The 21,353-nt window shown below is 36.7% G+C and carries 18 protein-coding genes; 12 read left to right on the forward strand and 6 right to left on the reverse strand.

Features of this window, described 5'->3' with window-relative positions:
* Positions 1-544: 544 nt before the first annotated feature.
* Positions 545-1,546, forward strand: coding sequence for a type I glyceraldehyde-3-phosphate dehydrogenase (gene gap, locus K5G00_RS00500; protein WP_238763269.1), 1,002 nt, complete (start codon positions 545-547; stop codon positions 1,544-1,546).
* A gap of 76 nt (positions 1,547-1,622) precedes the next feature.
* Here the strand turns inward: gap and K5G00_RS00505 are convergent, their stop codons facing one another.
* Positions 1,623-2,870, reverse strand: a complete 1,248-nt coding sequence (locus K5G00_RS00505; protein ID WP_238763271.1) for an ABC transporter permease — start codon at positions 2,868-2,870, stop codon at positions 1,623-1,625.
* A gap of 377 nt (positions 2,871-3,247) precedes the next feature.
* On the opposite strand from K5G00_RS00505, the gene K5G00_RS00510 reads away from it, so the two are divergent.
* The 10 genes from K5G00_RS00510 (at position 3,248) to K5G00_RS00555 (ending at position 13,317) form a co-directional block, all read left to right on the forward strand.
* A complete protein-coding gene (locus K5G00_RS00510; RefSeq protein ID WP_238763273.1) occupies positions 3,248-3,763 on the forward strand; it encodes a plasmid pRiA4b ORF-3 family protein in 516 nt (171 codons plus the stop codon).
* Between the two features lie 100 nt (positions 3,764-3,863).
* A complete protein-coding gene (gene miaA / locus K5G00_RS00515) occupies positions 3,864-4,772 on the forward strand; it encodes a tRNA (adenosine(37)-N6)-dimethylallyltransferase MiaA (RefSeq protein WP_238763275.1) in 909 nt (302 codons plus the stop codon).
* On the forward strand, positions 4,769-5,230 hold the full coding sequence (locus tag K5G00_RS00520) for an NUDIX hydrolase (protein ID WP_238763277.1): 462 nt from the start codon (positions 4,769-4,771) through the stop codon (positions 5,228-5,230). Before miaA ends, K5G00_RS00520 begins: the two co-directional genes overlap by 4 nt.
* Positions 5,231-5,317: 87 nt before the next feature.
* Positions 5,318-5,899: a D-sedoheptulose-7-phosphate isomerase gene (locus tag K5G00_RS00525; protein WP_238763279.1), complete on the forward strand. Its 582-nt coding sequence runs from the start codon at positions 5,318-5,320 to the stop codon at positions 5,897-5,899.
* A gap of 78 nt (positions 5,900-5,977) precedes the next feature.
* Complete coding sequence (locus tag K5G00_RS00530; RefSeq protein ID WP_317235530.1) at positions 5,978-6,358, forward strand: D-glycero-alpha-D-manno-heptose-1,7-bisphosphate 7-phosphatase; 381 nt, start codon at positions 5,978-5,980, stop codon at positions 6,356-6,358.
* A 22-nt stretch (positions 6,359-6,380) separates the two neighbouring features.
* Positions 6,381-8,612, forward strand: a complete 2,232-nt coding sequence (locus tag K5G00_RS00535; protein ID WP_238763284.1) for a RelA/SpoT family protein — start codon at positions 6,381-6,383, stop codon at positions 8,610-8,612.
* A gap of 66 nt (positions 8,613-8,678) precedes the next feature.
* A complete protein-coding gene (locus tag K5G00_RS00540) occupies positions 8,679-9,116 on the forward strand; it encodes a Fur family transcriptional regulator (RefSeq protein WP_158863930.1) in 438 nt (145 codons plus the stop codon).
* A gap of 171 nt (positions 9,117-9,287) precedes the next feature.
* Positions 9,288-10,562, forward strand: a complete 1,275-nt coding sequence (locus K5G00_RS00545) for an adenylosuccinate synthase (protein WP_238763286.1) — start codon at positions 9,288-9,290, stop codon at positions 10,560-10,562.
* A gap of 222 nt (positions 10,563-10,784) precedes the next feature.
* Positions 10,785-12,209, forward strand: coding sequence for a nicotinate phosphoribosyltransferase (locus tag K5G00_RS00550; protein ID WP_238763288.1), 1,425 nt, complete (start codon positions 10,785-10,787; stop codon positions 12,207-12,209).
* Between the two features lie 10 nt (positions 12,210-12,219).
* On the forward strand, positions 12,220-13,317 hold the full coding sequence (locus K5G00_RS00555; RefSeq protein ID WP_238763290.1) for an alanine racemase: 1,098 nt from the start codon (positions 12,220-12,222) through the stop codon (positions 13,315-13,317).
* A gap of 180 nt (positions 13,318-13,497) precedes the next feature.
* Here K5G00_RS00555 and K5G00_RS00560 read toward each other — a convergent pair whose 3' ends face one another.
* Positions 13,498-14,511 (reverse strand): D-isomer specific 2-hydroxyacid dehydrogenase family protein, encoded by a 1,014-nt coding sequence (locus tag K5G00_RS00560; protein ID WP_238763292.1) that lies wholly within the window; start codon positions 14,509-14,511, stop codon positions 13,498-13,500.
* A gap of 464 nt (positions 14,512-14,975) precedes the next feature.
* Between K5G00_RS00560 and K5G00_RS00565 the strand changes: the two genes are divergently transcribed.
* Positions 14,976-17,258, forward strand: a complete 2,283-nt coding sequence (locus K5G00_RS00565; RefSeq protein ID WP_238763294.1) for a S9 family peptidase — start codon at positions 14,976-14,978, stop codon at positions 17,256-17,258.
* Between the two features lie 76 nt (positions 17,259-17,334).
* On the opposite strand, the gene K5G00_RS00570 is transcribed toward K5G00_RS00565, so the two are convergent.
* The 4 genes from K5G00_RS00570 to K5G00_RS00585 form a co-directional block, all read right to left on the reverse strand.
* Entirely contained in the window at positions 17,335-17,808 is a 474-nt protein-coding gene (locus K5G00_RS00570; RefSeq protein WP_238763296.1) for a hypothetical protein, read from the reverse strand.
* 128 nt (positions 17,809-17,936) lie between these two features.
* Complete coding sequence (locus K5G00_RS00575) at positions 17,937-19,733, reverse strand: prenyltransferase/squalene oxidase repeat-containing protein (RefSeq protein ID WP_238763298.1); 1,797 nt, start codon at positions 19,731-19,733, stop codon at positions 17,937-17,939.
* 1 nt (position 19,734) lies between these two features.
* On the reverse strand, positions 19,735-20,418 hold the full coding sequence (locus K5G00_RS00580) for an ABC transporter ATP-binding protein (RefSeq protein ID WP_238763300.1): 684 nt from the start codon (positions 20,416-20,418) through the stop codon (positions 19,735-19,737).
* Positions 20,405-21,349, reverse strand: a complete 945-nt coding sequence (locus tag K5G00_RS00585) for a hypothetical protein (RefSeq protein ID WP_238763302.1) — start codon at positions 21,347-21,349, stop codon at positions 20,405-20,407. The genes K5G00_RS00580 and K5G00_RS00585 overlap by 14 nt, the downstream gene beginning before the upstream one ends.
* Positions 21,350-21,353 lie beyond the last annotated feature (4 nt).

The raw sequence follows: 21,353 nt of genomic DNA on the forward strand, positions 1-21,353 counted from the left end.
TTCAAGTGAAAATTATGCTTCTAAAATCATTCAAATTTGTAGCTGGCAAAAAAACATCTGTTTTTAAACAAATAAAAAATAATCATTCTAAATTATTTCTAGTTATTGTTTTACCCTTGTTTTTCTTTTTTATTTCGTGCAAAACATGTAAATGCCCCGCTTATACCCAAATTCAGACTCAAATTGATAAACCGGGATGTGTACCGACGAGTTAAAATCTTCTAATTTTTCCAGAATAATTTCCAGAATAATTTCTAAAAACTCCATAAAACTCTAACAGCAAAACAATTAAACAAAAAATACCCCTTTGAGATTTTCGTATTTGCAAAACGACGCAATAATGGACACAAATTTTGCAATCTTGATATGGTACAATTTTTAAATTATCATTAAGGTTAAAAGCTTTTCATTTGAAAATAAAAATTCGATTTGATACAATTAAATAATAGTATTTACTTTGCAATACAGATGACAACAGAATTTAAATCCTGTAAATTAAATATTTAGGATAATTTTCAATTAAATAATTAAAACTTTCTCAACTATGATTAAAATAGGTATTAACGGTTTTGGAAGAATTGGCCGTTTTGTTTTCCGTCAGGCAGTTGCCAAAGGAACTGTACAGGTAGTAGCTATCAACGATCTTATCGACGTTGACTATATGGCATACATGCTAAAATATGATTCTACTCATGGCAGGTTCGATGGTACTGTTGAAGTAAAAGATGGCAAACTGATTGTAAACGGTAATGAAATCCGCGTTACCGCCGAAAGAAACCCTGCTGATATTAACTGGGGTGCTGTAGGTGCTGAATACGTTGTTGAATCAACAGGATTATTCCTTACAAAAGAAAAAGCTCAGGGTCACATCGACGCCGGTGCAAAAAAAGTTGTAATGTCAGCTCCTTCAAAAGACGATACTCCGATGTTCGTTATGGGTGTAAACAATAAATCATACACCAACGACATGACTTTTGTTTCAAACGCTTCTTGTACTACAAACTGTCTGGCTCCTGTAGCTAAAGTACTAAATGACAAATTCGGTATAAAAGAAGGTTTGATGACTACTGTTCACGCTACAACCGCTACTCAGAAAACTGTTGACGGTCCTTCTATGAAAGACTGGAGAGGTGGTCGTGGTGCCGGCCAAAATATTATTCCATCTTCTACCGGTGCGGCTAAAGCTGTAGGTAAAGTTATTCCTGAATTGAATGGAAAACTTACTGGTATGGCGTTCCGTGTTCCTACTCCTGACGTATCAGTTGTTGACTTAACTGTTACTTTGGAAAAAGGTGCTTCTTATGAAGAAATTTGCGCAGCAATGAAAGATGCTTCTGAAGGCGAATTAAAAGGAATTCTTGGATATACTGAAGATGCTGTTGTTTCTAACGACTTTGTTGGTGATGTACGCACTTCTATCTTCGATGCAGGCGCTGGTATTTCATTGACTCCTAACTTTGTAAAAGTTGTTTCATGGTACGACAATGAAATGGGTTACTCGGCAAAAGTTTGTGAATTGATTGAATACATGGACTCAGTAAAATAAATCAAAAAATTGATTTATATAAATTCAAAAAGGGTGTCTTACAAGACATCCTTTTTTGTTTTTAACAAAAATCTTTTTACTCGTAGCGAAGAGACTCAATCGGATCAAGGCGTGCTGCTTTTTGCGCAGGATAGTAGCCCGAAATAATTCCAACGACAAAACAAAGAATTACTCCCATAACGATCCACATCCAGGGAATAATAAAAGAAACCCCAATTATTACTGAAACGATATTCCCCATAACAATGCCGAGAATAATTCCGAGGAAACCACCAATCTGACCAATTATAATAGCTTCAACCAAAAATTGTTGTTTTACCGTGGTTCCTTTTGCACCAATCGCTTTTCTGACGCCAATTTCACGTGTACGTTCAGTAACCGAAACCAGCATAATATTCATAAGGCCAACTGCTGCGCCCAAAAGAGTTATCAGACCTATAATTGTTGCAACCAATGTAATATTTTTAATATTCTCAAGTAATATATTTACCAGGTTATCACTCTTTTCAATATTAAAATCACTTTCATCCAGCGGGTTTAGTCCCCGAACTATTCTGAACGTTGCTTCAGCTTGTCCTGTTGCTGCTTCAATTAATTCAGGTTGTTCAACCTTAACCTGAACGTTAAAATTCATTTTAGGACGGGCAAAATAGCTCCTTGTATTGCTATATGGAAGGAAACAAACCAAATCTCCACCTCCTCCAAATCCACTCCCCCTTGATTTTAATACACCAACAACCCTGTATTTTCCGCCACCAATACTAATTATCTTTTCCAAAGGATTAACGCCTCCCTTAAATAAACGATTCGCCAAATCGCTGCCGATTAAAACTACGTTTCTGCCACCACTAATATCCTGTACCGTAAAACCTCTGCCCTCTTCAATTTCATATCCGGCAGTAAACAAATAATTTTCGTCAATTCCACGCACTGAAATATTTGGATTTGTTTTTTCAGAAGCATATTTAACAGTTGCAGCTTCAGTTGCACTTACGGATATAGAAGTTGTTGCCGGAAAATCGAACATTTCCTTAAACTCTTTAGCCTGATAAAACGAGATATAGCTGTAATTCCTTGTTCTGTATCTTTGGTTGCCAACCTGAACACGCATCCCCCTGCTGCTTATAGAAAAAGTATTGGCACCCATAAAAGTAAATTCTTTTGTAATTGAATTTTTTATAGAGTCGATTGCAGTTAATATCCCAACAAGTGCAGTAATCCCGACAGCTATTATAAGAACAGTAAGAACAGTTCTCAAAATATTTGAACGAATCGAATGAAGAGCAATCCTGATATTTTCAGCAAATAAAGTTGTTTTGCGCATCCTTTTCTGTTTTTCATGTGCAAGTTAGAAAATTCATTTCAACTATTAGTTGCTAAAATACCTGTTAAATTACAAACAAATCAAATTGAATTTTAACGATTTTTGACGAACAGACGACGGATTTGTTCGATAATTTTCCCTGCTTAAACTTTTTTAACATTTTTTAAAAAAAGCTTTTTCACGTCTAATTTTAGTCATTTATTCGATAAAAGATAAAGCTAAATATGTTCTATATCAGTTTTTTGATTAAAAAATAGACAATATTATTTATTCTGTTAAATATCCATCTCATCAATTTTATCTAACAAGCGAACTTCATTTTACTTGCATTTTGCAAAAATTCCTTTAAAATTTGAACTCCATAGATTTTAAAGTTTATGATTTATCACTTTAAAATACAGTCTCAGGAATCCACAGATTTTCATTTGGAAATCCAATTAGACGAAAAGCATACTTTTTTCGATTTTCATAAGACAATACAAAATTGTTTGGGTTTTGAATCTTATCAGTTGGCTTCGTTTTTTATTTCCGATAAAATGTGGAGGAAGCAAAAAGAAATATCAATGCTTGATCTGGGATTTAACGGAGCAGCCTATTTTATCATGCAGAAAACTAAATTATCTGAACTCATAAATTCAAAAGAACAAAAACTCATCTACACTTTTGATTTTTTTAACGACAGATCATTTTATATAGAACTAACTGGAATTATTATGGAACGAAATCTGAATGAACCGTTAGTCACCCTTAAAGAAGGAAAATCTCCAGTTCAAATTCTTGGTAATGAAACCAACGAAAGAGAACTGTCAACAATTCGAGAAGAAGAAGTTTATATGGATTTTGGTGAATTAGAAGATTACACCGAGATTTTTGGTGAGATGGATGACTTTTAAAGTTCAAGATTGTAGAGATTAAATTAATTTAGTAACAAATTTCAGACTGTTCAATTCATTTTGAGCAGTCTTTTTTTTGTTCTTTCTTTGCCACATAAAAATGCTTAAAACATTAATAATAATAACAGGTCCTACCGGTATCGGGAAAACGAAGGTAGGGATTACTTTGGCAAGGTGTTTTAACACTGAAATTGTTTCAGCAGATTCGCGCCAGATTTTCAGGGAACTTTCCATCGGAACCGCTGTGCCCTCATCCCAAGAGCTTTCGTTAGCCAAACATCATTTTATCCATTCTCACTCAGTCTCCGACGACTACAACGCCAGCAAATATGAAAACGAAGCATTAAGTGTTCTGAAAAACCTGTTTGAAAAATACAACAATGTAATAATGGTTGGTGGTTCGATGTTGTATATAGATGCAGTTTGCAAAGGTATCGATGTTATGCCCGATGCTGATCCGGAAATCAGACAAAAATTAAAAAGCAGGCTCGAAACCGAGGGTATTGAAAGCCTGAGGTTACAATTAAAAAAACTAGACCCGGATTATTATAATATTGTAGACCTAAAAAACCCAGCACGTATTATCCACGGGCTGGAAGTTTGTTTAACGACAGGGAAAACTTTTTCATCGTTCAGAACCAGCCCCCAAAAAGAACGCCCGTTTCAAATTGTGAAAATAGGGCTGAATTGCGAAAGAGAAACATTACACGCCAGAATCAACCAACGAGTTGATAAAATGATTGAGGCCGGACTGGAAGATGAAGCAAGAAGTGTTTACCACCTAAAACATTACAATGCTTTGAACACTGTTGGATATCGTGAGTGGTTTGCTCATTTCAATGGAGAAATATCACGAGAAAAAGCAATTGAACTGATAAAAAGAAACTCACGCCGCTATGCCCGCAAACAAATTACCTGGTTTAAAAAAGATACTCAAACTAAATGGTTTGAACCTCACCAGCAGCAAGAAATAATTGAGACTATCAAAAAGCAAATTTCAAAAAAATGAGTGGAGCCGGCAATTTTGTAATTCGTGTTTATGGTTTAATTATCAACGAGAATAATGAAGTTTTGATTACTGATGAATTTCAACTGGGGATAAAAATGACAAAATTCCCCGGCGGCGGGCTTCAATTTGGAGAAGGACCTGTTGACTGTTTAAAAAGAGAGTTTCGAGAAGAATGTAATAATCAGGAGATAAAAAAACTGCAACATTTCTACACCACCGACTTTTATCAAAAAGCGCTTTTCTACGAAAACCATCAACTCATAAGCATTTATTACAGGGCGGAGCTAAAGAAACCAATAAAATTCAAAATTTCAACTAAACCCTTCGATTTTGAAAAAATGGAAAATGGAAAACAAAGTTTTCGGTGGGTAAAAATTAACCAGCTTTCAGAAAATAATTTGACTTTCCCAATTGATAAAATCGTTGCTGAAAAATTAATTTTGGCATTTGCTATTTGAGTTTCATTAAAAATTGCGGAATTTTACTTTGAACTTTATTCACTTATCAGGTGACAATTCACCTGATTTTTAAGACAGGGGGTTAAAATGAGAAAGTTACAGACATCTTTATCTGAGACAGGTAAAATTATCAAAGCAATTGCAAGCGATTCTAAGCTGCAAGAGTCGGTTCACAATGTTGTAAACGAAGTTGTTCGGTGTTTTAATACCGGAAAAAAAGTGATGTTGTGCGGAAATGGCGGAAGCGCAGCAGATGCACAGCACCTGGCTGCTGAATTATCAGGCCGGTTTTACATAGACCGCCACCCATTGCCCGCAGAAGCATTACATGTAAATTCCTCATACATAACTGCTGTGGCCAATGATTATTCTTTTGACAAAATTTATTCCCGTTATGTGGCCGGAGCTGGTAAAGAGGGCGATATCTTAATCGGTCTTACCACTTCAGGAAATTCTGAAAATATTGTTCAGGCTTTTAATGCAGCTCGCGAAAATAAAATTATTACTATTGGTTTTACAGGAAAAAACGCGGGCAGAATAACACAACTATCTGACTTTTTAATTCAGGTTCCGTCCACTATCATTCCCAAAATTCAGGAAATGCATCTTTTAATAGGGCATGTAATTTGTGAAGTTGTGGAAAAAGAGATGTTTGGGCATGAGGGGTAAAAACAAAGCACTTTTTCTGGATAGAGACGGGACAATAAACATCGAAAAAAATTATGTTTACAAGATTGAAGATTTCGAATTTATACCCGCATTTTTGATCTTATTTCCGACTACCAGAAAGAAGGTTTTTTGATTTTTATTGTTACAAATCAATCCGGAATAGCACGTGGGATGTACACAGAAACTGACTATGAAGTACTGACTCGTTGGATGATAAACCAGTTTAAACAAGAAGGGATTTACATTACGAATGTTTATCATTGCCCCCACCACCCGGAAATCACGGGTGAATGTGATTGCAGAAAACCAAATCCCGGAATGATTTTACAAGCAATTGCGACCTATAATATCAGTCCTGTTAATTCAGTGTTGATTGGCGACAAAAAAAGAGATTTTTTAGCGGGCAAAAAAGCAGGAATAGGAAAGAATTTATATATTCAGGATGTTTTAAGGGAATAACTAGTTTTTAATACGATTAAGAGTGCAGCATTTCACAAAATCAGAAATAAGTTATATAGAAGATCGCTATCAGGATTTTCTGAAAGTAATTCAGGACAAGTTTGACGAGGAGCGTATGCAGCGAATTGAAAAAGCTTTTCGTTTTGCCAATGCTGCACACGATGGCATAAAACGAAAATCCGGCGAGCCCTACATTATTCATCCTATTGCTGTAGCAAAAATTATCGCAAAAGATATTGGCTTGGGGGCAACTTCAATTTGTGCGGCACTCTTGCACGATGTGGTTGAAGACACCGAATATAGCGTTGCCGACATTGAAAATATGTTTGGCGAAAAAGTGGCTAAAATTGTAGATGGGTTGACCAAACTTTCAGGCGATTTTGACTCCCGTCAGGCACTAACACTCAAAAAGATGCTGATGACGTTGTCTGACGATGTAAGAGTTATTCTGATAAAAATTGCTGATCGTTTACACAACATGCAGACGCTCGACTCGATGATGCCTCACAAAAAAATTAAAATTGCAGGTGAAACATTGTTTCTGTATGTCCCGCTTGCCCATCGTTTAGGGCTTTATGCCATCAAAAATGAACTGGAAGAACTCAGTTTTAAATACAAACATCCTGAAGAGTACAATCAGATTATTTATCTGCTTCACAACCAGGAAGAAAAACGAAATTACCTTGTCAACGAATTCATAAAGCCAATCAACGAGAAACTTAACGTTGAAAACATAGAGTGCTCGGTTTCTCATCGTTTAAAATCGACTTACTCCATTTGGCAAAAAATGAAAAAGAAAGGTGTGTCGTTTAACGAAATATACGATTTGCTTGCCATTCGGATAGTGATAAAAGCCAAGTCCAATATTTCAGAAAAAAGGCAATGTTTTGACGTACTCTCCATTGTAACAGACATCTACAAACCCAAACCCGACCGGATTCGCGATTGGATTACCATGCCAAAAGTAAACGGGTATGAATCGTTGCATGTTACCGTTATGGGACCACAGGGTAAGTGGGTCGAGGTTCAGATAAGGACAGAACGAATGGATGAAATCGCAGAACGTGGTTTTGCAGCTCATTACCGCTACAAAGACATAAGCACATACGAAAGTGAACTGGAAACCTGGATTGAGCGGATCCGCGACCACCTTCAAAATCCTGAATCAGACGCATTCGAATTTCTTGATGATTTCAAACTCAATTTATATTCTACTGAAATCAACATATTCACCCCAAAAGGTGATATGATAACTTTGCCGCAGGGATCAACCATTATTGATTTTGCCTACGATATCCACACTGATTTGGGAAACAAATGTATTGGTGCAAAAATAAATCTGAAACTTGTACCTGTAAGTCATGTGCTGCAGAATGGCGATCAGGTTGAAATATTGACATCAGAAAACCAAACTCCAAAACTGGAGTGGCTAAAATTTACCACCACAGCAAAAGCCCGGGCTAAAATTAAAGACGCTTTTAAGCTTGAAAAAAAAGAACACATTGAGAGAGGAAAAGAGATTGTTGAAGAGGCGATAAAAAACGCCAATGCTCCGCTCACATCCAATAATTTAAAAAAAATAATTGCACATTTTAACCTCAACAACAAGGAACAGTTATATTCTGAAGTTGGAATGGGTTTTTTGGAAATGGAAGGAGTAGATGAAATTCTGGGTAAAAAGTCTGAAAACAAACTTGTAAAATACTGGAACATCACTTTTAGCCGAAAGAAAAAAGATGAACCGGAAAATGTAGAAAAAGACACTCAAAAAACCGGCAAAAGTATCGACAGGAAAAAGCCCTTTATACTAAAAGAAGGTCAGGACAATGTAAAATACTCGCTGGCCAAATGTTGCAATCCAATTCCCGGAGAAAAGGTTATCGGATACATCAGTTCCGACGAACATATTATCATCCATAAAACCGGCTGCAAAGAAGTGGAAAAATTTCTTTCAAGCCAGGGCGAAAGAATAATTACTGCTGAGTGGACAAAATTTAAACGTCAGTCATATTTAACCCGTCTCCGGCTGGATGGTTTTGATAGAGTTGGGATAGTTAATGAAGTCACAAATGTAATTTCAAAGGAACACAATATAAACATGCGTTCTGTTAAATTCGACACAAATGAGGGAATTTTTGAAGGTGATCTCTTCCTTTATATCCATAATACCGACGATTTAAATAACCTTATTAGCCGCTTAACCAGGATAAAAGGAATTGACACAGTTTCCCGAGTGGAAAAACTTTACGATTAATTAGAATCATTCTATAAAATCAAAAAAAATTTTTATTTTTGATGCCTATTTAAAATTGGTTTAATTATGAATAGCCAGAAAACCAGAGAGACTGTTAGAAATATGTTTACCGATTACCTTGAAAAAAACGGGCATCGGAAAACACCGGAAAGATTCGCAATTCTTGAAGAGATATATTCAAGAGAAGGGCATTTTGATATTGAGTCTCTGTATATTTCAATGAAAAATAAAAATTACAGGGTGAGTAGAGCTACCTTGTATAATACGATTGATTTATTGTTGGATTGCAAATTGGTGGTTAAACACCAGTTTGGAAAAAATATTGCTCAATTTGAAAAGGCTTTTGCAACCATGCAACATGACCACCTGATCGATACAAGCAATGGGAAGGTGGTTGAATTTTATGATCCGCGAATAAGAGAAATAATTGAAGATGCATGTCTGAAAAATAATTTTAAACTGTCGCATCATACACTCTATATTTACGGGGAGAATATAAAATAGAAAAAACTGTTCCATTTTACCATTATATAAAATCCTGTTGGTAAGAAGTTTTTTTATTCATGTAAACAAAAAATATTTGTACTTTTAAGTGCTTAAATAGAAAGCCGTGAAAATTTTATCGGAGAGATTAAATTTTCACGGTTTTGTGTGTAAAATAAAATCAAATCACTAATGAAGGTAGATGTATTACTAGGCCTGCAATGGGGCGACGAGGGAAAAGGAAAAATTGTTGATGTATTGACACCTAAATACGATGTAATAACCCGATTTCAGGGCGGACCTAACGCAGGGCACACTTTGGAATTCAACAATATAAAACAGGTTTTACACACAATACCGTCAGGGATTTTCAGAGAAAATAAAGTAAATATTATTGGAAATGGGGTTGTAATTGATCCTATTGTATTTAAAAAAGAAATTGAATCCTTGAAAAAAATTGGATTCGACATTTCCAAAAACCTTTATATTTCAAAAAAAGCACATTTAATTTTACCCACTCACCGTATTCTTGATGCGGCTTCAGAAAAAAAGAAAGGGAAAACAAAAATTGGCTCAACATTAAAAGGAATTGGTCCTACCTACAAAGATAAAATTGGAAGGGAAGGCTTGCGCGTTGGTGACCTTTTTATCAATTTTGAAGAAAAATACAGCTCCCGGATCGAGAACCACAAGGTTATGCTAAAAGAGTTCTTTAAATACGATTTTGAAGCAGAACTTAACGCATGTGAAAAAGACTGGTTTGAAGGGATCCTGATGTTAAAATCGTTCGAGATAGTTGACAGCGAACACATGATCAACAACCTCCTGCTGGAAAATAAATCGGTTCTTGCTGAGGGTGCTCAGGGAACACTTCTTGATATCGATTTTGGTTCTTATCCGTTTGTAACCAGTTCGAATACAATTTGCGCAGGCGCTTGCACGGGACTCGGAATTGCACCACAAAAAATAGGTGGGGTATTCGGTATATTCAAAGCCTATTGCACTCGTGTTGGAATGGGCCCATTCCCTACCGAACTATTTGATGAAACAGGAACAAAATTGCGGGACGCCGGCCATGAATACGGATCAACAACGGGAAGACCGCGTCGTTGCGGATGGCTCGATTTGGTTGCGTTAAAATATGCGGTAATGTTAAATGGTGCAACGGAACTAATTATGATGAAAGCAGATGTACTGGATGAATTTGAAACCATAAAGGTTTGCGTAGGTTACGAAATTGACGGTGAAGTTGTAGAACATTTCCCTTTTGAACTGACAGACGATGTAAAACCAATTTATGTTGAACTTCCCGGTTGGCAAACCGATTTAACAAAAATCAAAAGCCAGAATGAATTTCCCGAAGAACTGAATAATTACATCTCTTTTATTGAAGAAGAAATGGGAATTCCGGTTTCAATTGCATCGGTTGGACCAAATCGTGAACAAACGATTTTCCTTGAAAAATAACAGAAACAAGTCATTATCAAATAAATACGAATCCTTTATTTTCTAAAATAAAGGATTTTTTTATTTTCAGCTTTGGAATTAAACAGAAAGAAACGCGTTTAGCTACTCTTAGATTAGTAAAAAAATTCACAGAAGCCAGTAAAACTTCATAAATTATTAGTATTACATTCTTTTATTCCCGTTGAAACTTAGTTATATTTAAGCATTCTAAAAAAGAACTTTATGTACCCGACAATAGGACAGTATGGATTGTATACTGATTTCTATGAATTAACAATGGCACAAGGCTATTTTTTTTGTGGAAAAAAGGAGCAGACTGCCACCTTCGATTATTTTTTCCGTACCAATCCATTTAAAGGCGGGTTCACTGTTTTTGCAGGTCTGGAAAATTTTCTTAGTCTTTTGTCCGGTTTCTCTTTTGAAAATTCAGATATTGAATATTTGGAAAAACAAGGACTAAAAACTGAGTTCCTTAATTATTTGAAAGACTTCAGGTTCAGCGGCGATATTTTTAGCGTAAATGAAGGCGAAGTTATTTTCCCAAACGAACCGGTTTTACGCATCGATGGAAATTTAATTGAATGCCAACTTATTGAAAGTTTACTTTTAAATATTTTGAATTTTGAGTCGTTAATTGCCACCAAGGCTTTTCGTATAAAACTGGTTTCAGGCAAAAAAATATTTTCAGATTTTGGAATGCGAAGGGCACAGGGATTAGGGGCTATTCATGCCAGCCGCGCTTCATTTATTGGCGGGGCTTCATCCACCTCAAATGTGCTGGCCGCAAGACTTTTTGATATCCCTGTAAGCGGAACACAGGCGCATAGCTGGGTTCAGAGCTTTGATACTGAGTTGGAAGCTTTTCGTGCTTATGCTAAAATTCATCCCGAAAACACAATTTTACTGGTCGACACTTTTGATACGCTAAAATCGGGAATTCCAAATGCGATTAAGGTTGCAAGGGAAATGGAAAAAGCCGGAAACCGTTTATTTGGTATCAGGCTCGACAGCGGAGATTTAGCATTCTTAAGTATTCATGCAAGAAAAATGCTTGATGAAGCTGGTTTCGATTATGTAAAAATTATAGCTTCAAATCAATTAAACGAGTTGGTCGTTAAAAGTCTTTTAAGTGAACAAAATGCAGCTATCGACGCTTTTGGTATTGGCACCGAACTTGCGACAGGAAAACCCGACGCAGCCTTAGACGGAGTTTATAAATTGGCAAAAATTGGAGACAAACCAAAAATGAAAATCTCTGAAAATATAGAAAAAGTAACTTTGCCGGGCAAAAAACAGGTTTACCGTTTTTCCGACAGTGAAGGAAACTTTTACAGAGACGCCGTTTTACTTGAAGAAGAAAACATTGAAGATGTGAAGATACTCTACCATCCGGTTTACCCTGAAAAATTCACCTCTGTTCAGGATTGTTCATTTGAGCCACTACTTCACAAAGTTGTTGAAAACGGAAGCATCCTACTCAAAAAGAAATCTCTTGTTGAAATTCACAACTATCTTTTGGAAAGAGCAAAACTCCTTCCCAATGAACATAAACGTTTTATCAGCCCTCATTTATACAAAGTAGGAATTTCAAAAAAACTGATGGAAACCAGAAATAACTTAGCGACACAATTAAAAACAAATAAATGAATTAGCTGCTATGACCGAGATTATTCGACCAACATTTGTTGTAGATAAAGAGATTTGTTTGCGTAACATTGAAAGGATGGCTAAAAAAGCGAGCGAAAACAAAATGCGCTTTCGGCCTCATTTTAAAACACACCAGTCTGCAAAAATAGGTGAGTGGTTTAAGCTTTTTGATGTTGACGCCATAACGGTTTCGTCGGTAAATATGGCGGAATATTTTGCAACAAACGGCTGGAAGGATATTACAATTGCATTCCCGGTTAATGTGCTCGAGATAACAAACATTAATCGTCTGGCGGCTAATATAAAATTAAATATCCTTGTTGAAAACCTCGATGCAGCTCAAATTCTTATTAAAAAAATAAGGTATCCGATAGGAGTTTATATTAAAATAGATACCGGTTATAACCGAACCGGAATAGCACCTTCAAAAACCGGTATCATCGAAAATATTATCAGCTGCTTTTCTCAGAATAAAAAAATCACTTTGAAAGGCTTTTTAACACATACAGGGCACACATACCAGGCACGCTCAACCAACGAGATTTTTAGCCGCCATTTCGATGCTTTGTTAAAAATGAAGTCACTCAAACAGAGATATAAAACTGATTTTCCAAAAATTGAAATTAGTATGGGGGATACACCTTCAAACACCCTGTGCACTAATTTTAACGATGTTGATGAAATCAGACCCGGGAATTTCATTTTTTACGATTTGATGATGGAAAACCTTGGAGTGTGTGATTACAAGGACATCGCTGTAAGAATGATTTGTCCCGTTGTAGCCAAACAGCTTTCACGTAACGAAATTGTTATCTATGGAGGGGCGGTTCATTTATCACAGGATTCGATTGCAAACATCGATGGAAAAAAAATGTTCGGAAGAATTGTCATTCAAAAAGATGGTGAAAAAAAGTTACTTCCGCCTTTGAATTATGTTGCAAAACTCTCCCAGGAACACGGAATCTTGAAAGTTACACAAGCACAATTTAAAAATTTCCAGGTAGGCGATCTGGTTGAGGTTATTCCTGTTCACTCCTGTCTTACGGCCAATCTGGCAAAAAAATATCTCACAACCGAAGGAGAAGAAATTCTTACGGTAAACTCATAGAAATTGAAAAAATATAGCCCCTGGATATTGTACAATATTCAAAATATGAGTATTATCAACCTGCGATAATAAAAACACTAAAAAAAGTTACTCCAAAAACAGTCTACATTTATTCTTTTTTGACTCTGATTTAAAAATCCCAATCAACGGCAAACGACAATATTTCCCTCCCGGACTTTTCTATATAATTTCATACCTACTGGCTCCGGTTTCGACAAAAGAAATAATGCTTTGCAGTGCACAATTCACCATACTGCTTACTGCGGCATCAGTATAAAATGCAATATGCTGTGTCATAATCACATTGGGAAACTGTCGCATGTAAGCCATATCGCGATTGCTGATAATATCATTCCTACGGTCGAGGTGGTATATCCCGGTTTCATTTTCAAAAACATCCAAGGCCAGCGCACCAATTTTCTGCATTTCAATTCGCTTAACAACATCTGGTATATTCATTAACTCACCACGGGCGCAATTCACTAAAATAACGCCATCCTTCATTTTTTCTATTGCATCAGCATTTACCATCCGGCGGGTTTCTTCCTTTAACGGAATATGAAAACTTATTATGTCCGACTTTTTGTATAACTCATCCAAAGATACATAGCTTGCCAGTCCTTCAATATGTTCTTTTTTTGAATTGCTGTGTGCCAAAATTTCACATCCAAATCCGGAGAGATTTTTAATTACCTGTTCACCAATACTTCCTGTCCCGATTATACCAACAGTAAGATTTCTCAGTTCCTTACCACGCAAACCTGGTAAAGAATAGTCGTTTATATTTGCGCGATACATAGCCTGCTTATATTTGCGCAAGGACATCAGAATCAGCATTACAGTATAATCGGCGACTCCGTTTGGCGCATAACGGGCGGTACTAATTTTAATCCCTAAGCTTTTGGCAGCCGACACATCAATATGATTGTATCCAATGGTACGGGTAGCAATACTTCTAACTCCCATCTTGTGTAGCTTTTGTAACAGGCCTTTATCAATCAAACTATGCCCTAAAATAGTTACGGCGATGCTTCCTTCTGCCAAATCAAGTGAGCTGTCGCTCAACACCCCGGAAGTGTAAAGCACATGAATGTTAAGTGCTTTTGCCTGTTCTTCAAAAAATATTCTTTCGTCATCTCTAAGCTCATAAGCTGTAATCTGAATCTTAGTTCTTCCCATTGTCTCAATTTTCATTAACCAATTACTTTAAACTTGCAGGCAAAAATAAAACCAGCGAATGGCTATCGCATTAAAACAAGTGCGGGATTAATAATTTGTTTAAATAGTCTTCTCACTTTTGGGCTACAGCAACTGCGGAATTTTTTATATTGTCAATTTTCATCTTTTTTTCCAACAGGAATCAAAAATTGGAAATAATTTCTGCCAACAATTATCGTTAAGCCAGATGATCTTCTTTTTACAAATACTGATGCAAATTCCGACCCGAAGCATATTTTCTTGGAAAAAGTGTTGTCCATATTATCTTTTGCCCCAATCACTAATAAATATCATTCTTACAAAAAAAACGTCTGTATATTTTTAAAGAGCAAAAAAATAAACAAATAAGCTAACAAAAAAACAAATACATATTCATAAAATTAACAATTAGAAAATCATAAGTTTCCAAAAAGAACAGATTAAACACAAAATTTGAAAAGATGAAATATTTTACAAAAATTATTCCGATGCTTTTATGCCTGACTTTTTTTTCAGCGGCAAAAGCGCAAAATATTGCGGAAAAATTCGACCGTTACAACGCATTTAAAGAACTTACAAAGGACAAAGTTCTTCACGGCTATTTTGAGCCGCACTGGTTTGAAGATTCTCCGTCGTTTTGGTACAGCGTTCAAACAGAAGACGGAGAAAAGTATTATACCGTTTTAGCAGAGCGAAAGAAAAAGACAGAACTACTTGACGTAAATAAACTTATTTCAGAACTTTCAATAATCAGTAAAAAAAGCATTACACGTGAAGAAATAACAGACATTCATCCGTCTGATAATTTAAAGGAGTTTACGTTTGTATATGACCAAAATGTTTGGACTGGTTTATTACCATCTTACAAATTATCCATTAAGGAACCATACAAAAAGCCTGGGCGTCCGGCATGGTCGATGCGACGGCGAGACCTGCGAGGTAACGATCCGGTAGAATCTCCTGACGGCAAATGGACTGCATTTGTTCAGGACTATAATGTTTGGGTTCAAAACAAAGAAACCGGAGAAACAACACAACTAAGTTACGACGGCGGTATCGGACTTTATTATTCGTCATTTATCCAATGGTCGCCCGATTCAAAAAAACTAGTCTCCAGCCTTTATCAACCGGCAGAAAAGCATATGGTAAATTATATTGAATCCTCACCGGAAGATCAAATTCAACCCAAGTATTCGTCCATCGAATATTATAAACCGGGTGATGCTCTTCCTCAGAGTTATCCCTGCGTTTTTGATGTAACCAGGAAAACAATGATAGCTTCGTGCAAAGAAATGATTCCCAACCAATACAATATTGGAAGGCCACAATGGCGAAACAACAGCGAAAGTTTGACTTTTGAATACAACAAACGCGGACACCAGGTTTACCAGGTAATTGAGATGAATGCAAAAACCGGAAATTGCCGCGTGCTGATTAATGAAACACAACCCTCCTTCATCGATTATAGCAGCAAAAAATACCGTTATGATGTAAATGACGGAACAGAGATCATTTGGGCTTCGGAACGCGACGGATGGAACCATTTGTATCTATATGATGGCGAAACCGGAAAAGTGAAAAATCAAATCACAAAGGGAGAATGGGTTGTGCGCCGCGTAGAATTTGTTGATACGCTTAACAAAAAAATTGTTTTTGCTGCCAGCGGAAAAGAAGGTGGCGACCCTTATTTTTTATACTACTACAGCATTAATTTTGATGGTTCCGGACAGAAACTTTTGACACCGGAAAACGGAAACCACCGTGTTAGTTTTTCTCCGAATCATAAATTCATGGTCGATTCATGGTCTAAGGTAGATGTGCCTCCAACTACGATTTTACGCAATGCGGAAACAGGAAAAGAGATTATGCCGCTTGAAAAAGCAGATATCAGCCAACTACTTGCAACAGGCTGGAAAAAACCAGAGGTATTTTCAACAAAAGGCCGCGATGGCGAAACCGATATCTGGGGAGTATTCCTAAAACCATCTGATTTTGATGCTTCAAAAAAATACCCGGTAATCGAATATATTTATGCCGGCCCGCACGGAAGTTTTGTTCCCAAAGATTTTAGCGTTTACTACAACCGCTGTCGCCAGTCGTTGGCTGAACTTGGTTTTATTGTGGTTATGATCGATGGAATGGGGACTTCCAACCGTTCAAAAGCATTCCATGATGTTTGCTGGAAGAACATCAAAGACGCGGGTTTCCCCGATCGTATTATTTGGATGAAAGACGCAGCAAAAAAATATCCGTTTATGGACATCAGCAAAGTTGGAATCTATGGAAAATCAGCCGGCGGACAGAACTCAACTGCAGCAGTTCTTTTTCACCCCGAATTTTATAAAGTGGCGGTTTCTGTGTGTGGATGCCATGATAACCGGATGGACAAAATCTGGTGGAACGAACAATGGATGGGATGGCCCATAGGACCGGAATATTCAGGCAGTTCAAATGTTGACAATGCTTACCGTTTGCAAGGCGATTTAATGCTGGTAGTTGGCGAGATGGATAAAAATGTTGATCCCGCTTCGACCTACCAGGTTTGCGATGCGCTGATAAAAGCCAACAAAGAATTCGATTTCCTGATGCTTCCCGGAAAAGGTCACGAATGGGGAGGTGAATATGGCGAACGAAGAATTTGTAACTACTTTATAAATCATGTCATGAATATTAAGCCCCCAAAAATGAACAGCAGCGATTTTGGGAAACGACTCATAAAAACGGATATTGATATCGACAGATAACAGACGAAAAGAGAAAGGCTTTCATTTGCAGCGAAAGCCTTTCTCTTTATACTTGTGGTATAAACAAATTTCAATTCTAAAGCGCTGTAAATTTCGAAAAACCTCCAACAAAAAAAATATTGTACATCAACGAATATTTTTCAAGCAAACGAAACCCATCTGCAGACAAATCCATCACATTCGGATAAAAATTCACCATCATCTTTTTTGCTTCTTGGTGAATTCGAGATGCCAGCTCCCGATTATCTTTATTTTCCTCAGAAAGTTTATCCACCATCTTATTCATAATGTTAACCTCATCCGCTAAACGAACTTCGTTGTAATTCTTATCCTTGTCGCACACAGACTCGGCAGTACTAAATATTTGATTTGCATAGGTCAAAATCAGTTCCTCTAACTCTTCATTATAAACAACACCCGGATAAGCTTCGTTTACTGAATGCCAAACCTCATCTTTAAACTGATTTTGAAAGGTTTCCAGAATATCATCTAACTTCTGAAATTCAGAAATTAAACTGGCCCGAAAATTTTTTGGATTAAATTTTCCCATATTTCATTAACAGCTTAAACGGTAAAAAGATTAATCAGTCTTTTTATTAGCTCTGATTTCCGTTTCTAAAATTAATGTTAAAAAAATATTAAGCGGAATATTTGATTATATTTTAAAACAGCTTATCATCAATTTATTGCAGATACCCTGTTTAAAGCTTCCAAATACGCAGTTACCGGGTACATTTTTTCGTCGTACCAAAGCGAGGCAAAATACAGTCCAATGGGTGCTGATTTAAATCCGTTTCTCTGAATATATTTTTCAAGCCAAAACAAACCGGATTCACAAATTTCCTTGTTTCCTTCTGAAATAATTGCTGAAATCGCCAGCGAAGTTTCTTCAATGGTACCCGGAATATTTTTATCACCGCCCCAGCTACCGTCTTTATTTTGAAGCGAAATCAGAAAATCGTTTCCTTTCTGAATCATCATTTCCAACTTCTGTTTTATTTTTTCAGAATGCCATTGATGTGTCGCAGCATCTTTTAAATACGTCACTACTTTTGCTGTTCCGTAAACCGGATTCAAATGTCCATCGTTCATTTGGTTGCCAAACCAAAGCGGTAGCCAGCTTCCGTTTTCCGATTGCTCCTTCTCCAGATAACTCAACGCCCTGGTAAAAATGTCTTCCAGGATTCGAACATCTTTGCTTTCCATTTCATCCCTGTAAGTTTCCAGAACTAAGGAAACCGCCAATAAACAGTGCCCGGTCAAATCCGAACAACTCTGGTCAAACGGTAATTTGCCCCAACCTCTCGAAAAAGTTGGAAAACCACCATCGTTATTTCGCAATTCTTTTAACCATTTTGCACCAGCTAACACTTCATTCTTCACCATTTCTTTGGGTTGAAGTTTTAACAGTGCCAGAATAACTCCGGGCGTGTCATCTCCATCAGGAACGGAACCTGAGAAGTTGGTCCAGCCCCAACCTCCCGGGCCAGTTCCATTAAACGAATGAACTCGAATATTCTGAATCAATTTAAAATGATCCGCAATTTTATCTTGCTGATCAGTCGTTAAAAATCCGTTCAGATTCTCACGATATGCTTTTACGGAAAGCGAAGTTACCCAGGTTGATAAATCCACATCAATTGGCCAGCCGCCGTCTTCACGTTGCGTTCGTTTTAAAAATTGAATTCCCTTTTTTACCACCTCGGTTTCAGCAAAACCTGAATTTATCAAACTTAAAGCAACAAAGGCAGTCAAAGGAATTGCTTCCAGAAAGCCACCACTTTCAGGCAACATTTTATGCAAAATCTTCATTGCTTTTTGAATAGAAAACTTCCGAATTATTCGCCAAAAAAGATTCGATTTTTTCTTTTTAAAAATTACAATTCCAACGGCTACCAAGGCCGGAATAGCATAACTCACCACGCTTAAATTCAGCAATCGGTAAAAGCGCCGGGGCAATAAAGAAAGTTCAAAAGGCAATTGAGGAATGTGATTAAACGCGTCTTCGCCCGGAACGTTGCAAAGTCCGCACATGGCCAAAATAGGTACCGAAAACGTGTAATCTTTTTGGTAATGCGCCAAAATAAATTCAGCTACTTGCGGCGAATTCACATCAATTTTCAACGAGTTCAAATAAACAGCAATTTTTCGTTGCGTTTCTTTTACCGACTTTTCTTTTGCAGAATATAAATTCAAAGCCGCATAAACCAGTAAACTTGTACTTACATTCCCTGGACTTTCCGGCGTGTCTCCATAACTTCCGTCGGGGTTTATATTTTTTCGCAGCCACAAAATCCCTTTCTGAATTTCTTTAGAATTCCGTTTTGCATCATCAAAATGTAAAGCCGCAACAGCTACAGCAACACCCAGTGCACTCGAAGAAAGCTGTCCTTCCCAAAAACCTTCGGGCTTTAATTCCGAGGCTACAAATCGCCCAACTTCATTTATTTTATCTTGTAATATTTTGCTGTCCATTCTACTTCGTCAATTCATTAATCAGTTCAAGATTGTCATTTTCAATCTTCGCAAAAACTTCCTGTTCAAATTCAGAAAAACCGCTTCTATCTCTCGTAAATTTTATAACACCTCCCTCCAAATAATGAATAAAATCACACAAATTTGTCAAAGTCTCAATGATATGAGAAGTTACAATTATGGTCTTATTTTTCTCTTTCAAACGCAACAAAATCATTCGAATTATCCGGTTTGTTTCGATATCCAATCCGTTGAATGGCTCATCCAAAATCATTAACGACTTATCTTGTTTCAGAATTCCCAACAAGGCCAGTTTCTTTTTCATTCCGGTTGAATAACCATCGATAATCCGATCGAGAGGAAGCCCAAAAAGCCGGTTCCATTCTTCCGTTTTAAAAGCATCGTTTTTAAACAGATTTAAATACTCACGCCCGGTAATATTCAAGTAGAAAAAATTCTCAGTTACCAAATACGCAACGGCTTTCTTATTCAATTTATGATCATCAAAAAGCATCGTTCCTGCATCTGCCTTTTTTAACCCAAACAACGTATTTAAAAGCGTAGTTTTTCCCGCTCCGTTCAAGCCAACAATGCCATGAATAAAACCCTCTTTCATCGACAGATTCAAATCGTCGATAACTTTTTTTCCGTTGTATGATATGGTAAGATTGCTAATTGTAATCATTTAAGTAAAAATTCAGATTATCTACTGACTTTATATAAAACCAAACCGTTAAAAACCAAACGACAGGAAGAAAAACAGGAATAATACTTCCAACCGTGCCAATTGCAACGAAAGTTTGAGCTGCAGGAGATTTTTCATTTGATTTAAAAAAAGCATATTTTGCTGTAATGCCGAAAACCAAAAGACTACAAAAAATCAAATATTCAGCCACGGAAAAGTACCAGTTTTCAGGATGAAACAAAACGAATAAAGCAAGCAACGGCAAAACAGGAATTGAGAACAACTGAATTTGTCGCTTTATTTTTAACTTCAATAACTTTGAGGCGTTTATTTCATAAGCCAATAAAACCTGGTAGGGCTCGCACTTTTCAAAAAAACCAAGAATTAAAATCCCAAAAACAAAAATTACGATAGGCACACTTCCAATAAAAAAGCTGGTTCCCGCTGCAATAATCCATAGTGGCACAATCACAAAAAAATGTTTCCGAACTCCCGATTTCCATTCAACAGCATCGACTGGAATTAACTTTTGAAGCTTGGTATTTAAGTTGGAATATCTTGTTTTAAAATCGATGCTCGGAACAATTACCAGACCCGCCAGAAAACTTAATGCAATCCATTGTTTATGAATCAAAAAACAAATGATTACCGGAAGTGCTAACACAAGATATTCTGAAAATAGCAACATTTTATACGAAGAGAAATGCGTTTTCAGAAACAATTTGTCTTCCCTTTTTACCTGAACGTAAAACACTAAAAGTAAAAATCCGATACTGATGTATTTTGAGACCACCTCATCAGCGCTTTTAACATACAAAGCAAAACCGGCAAAGGCAAGCAGCGCAATTAAAAAAAGCATCCGAAACAGGCCGATTCCGACGATTCCTCTGGATATTTGTTTTAGTCGTATAGTTAATAGAGCTTTTATCATGCAA

This window comes from Maribellus maritimus (assembly GCF_022267315.1).
Classification (GTDB): Bacteria; Bacteroidota; Bacteroidia; order Bacteroidales; family Prolixibacteraceae; genus Draconibacterium; species Draconibacterium maritimum.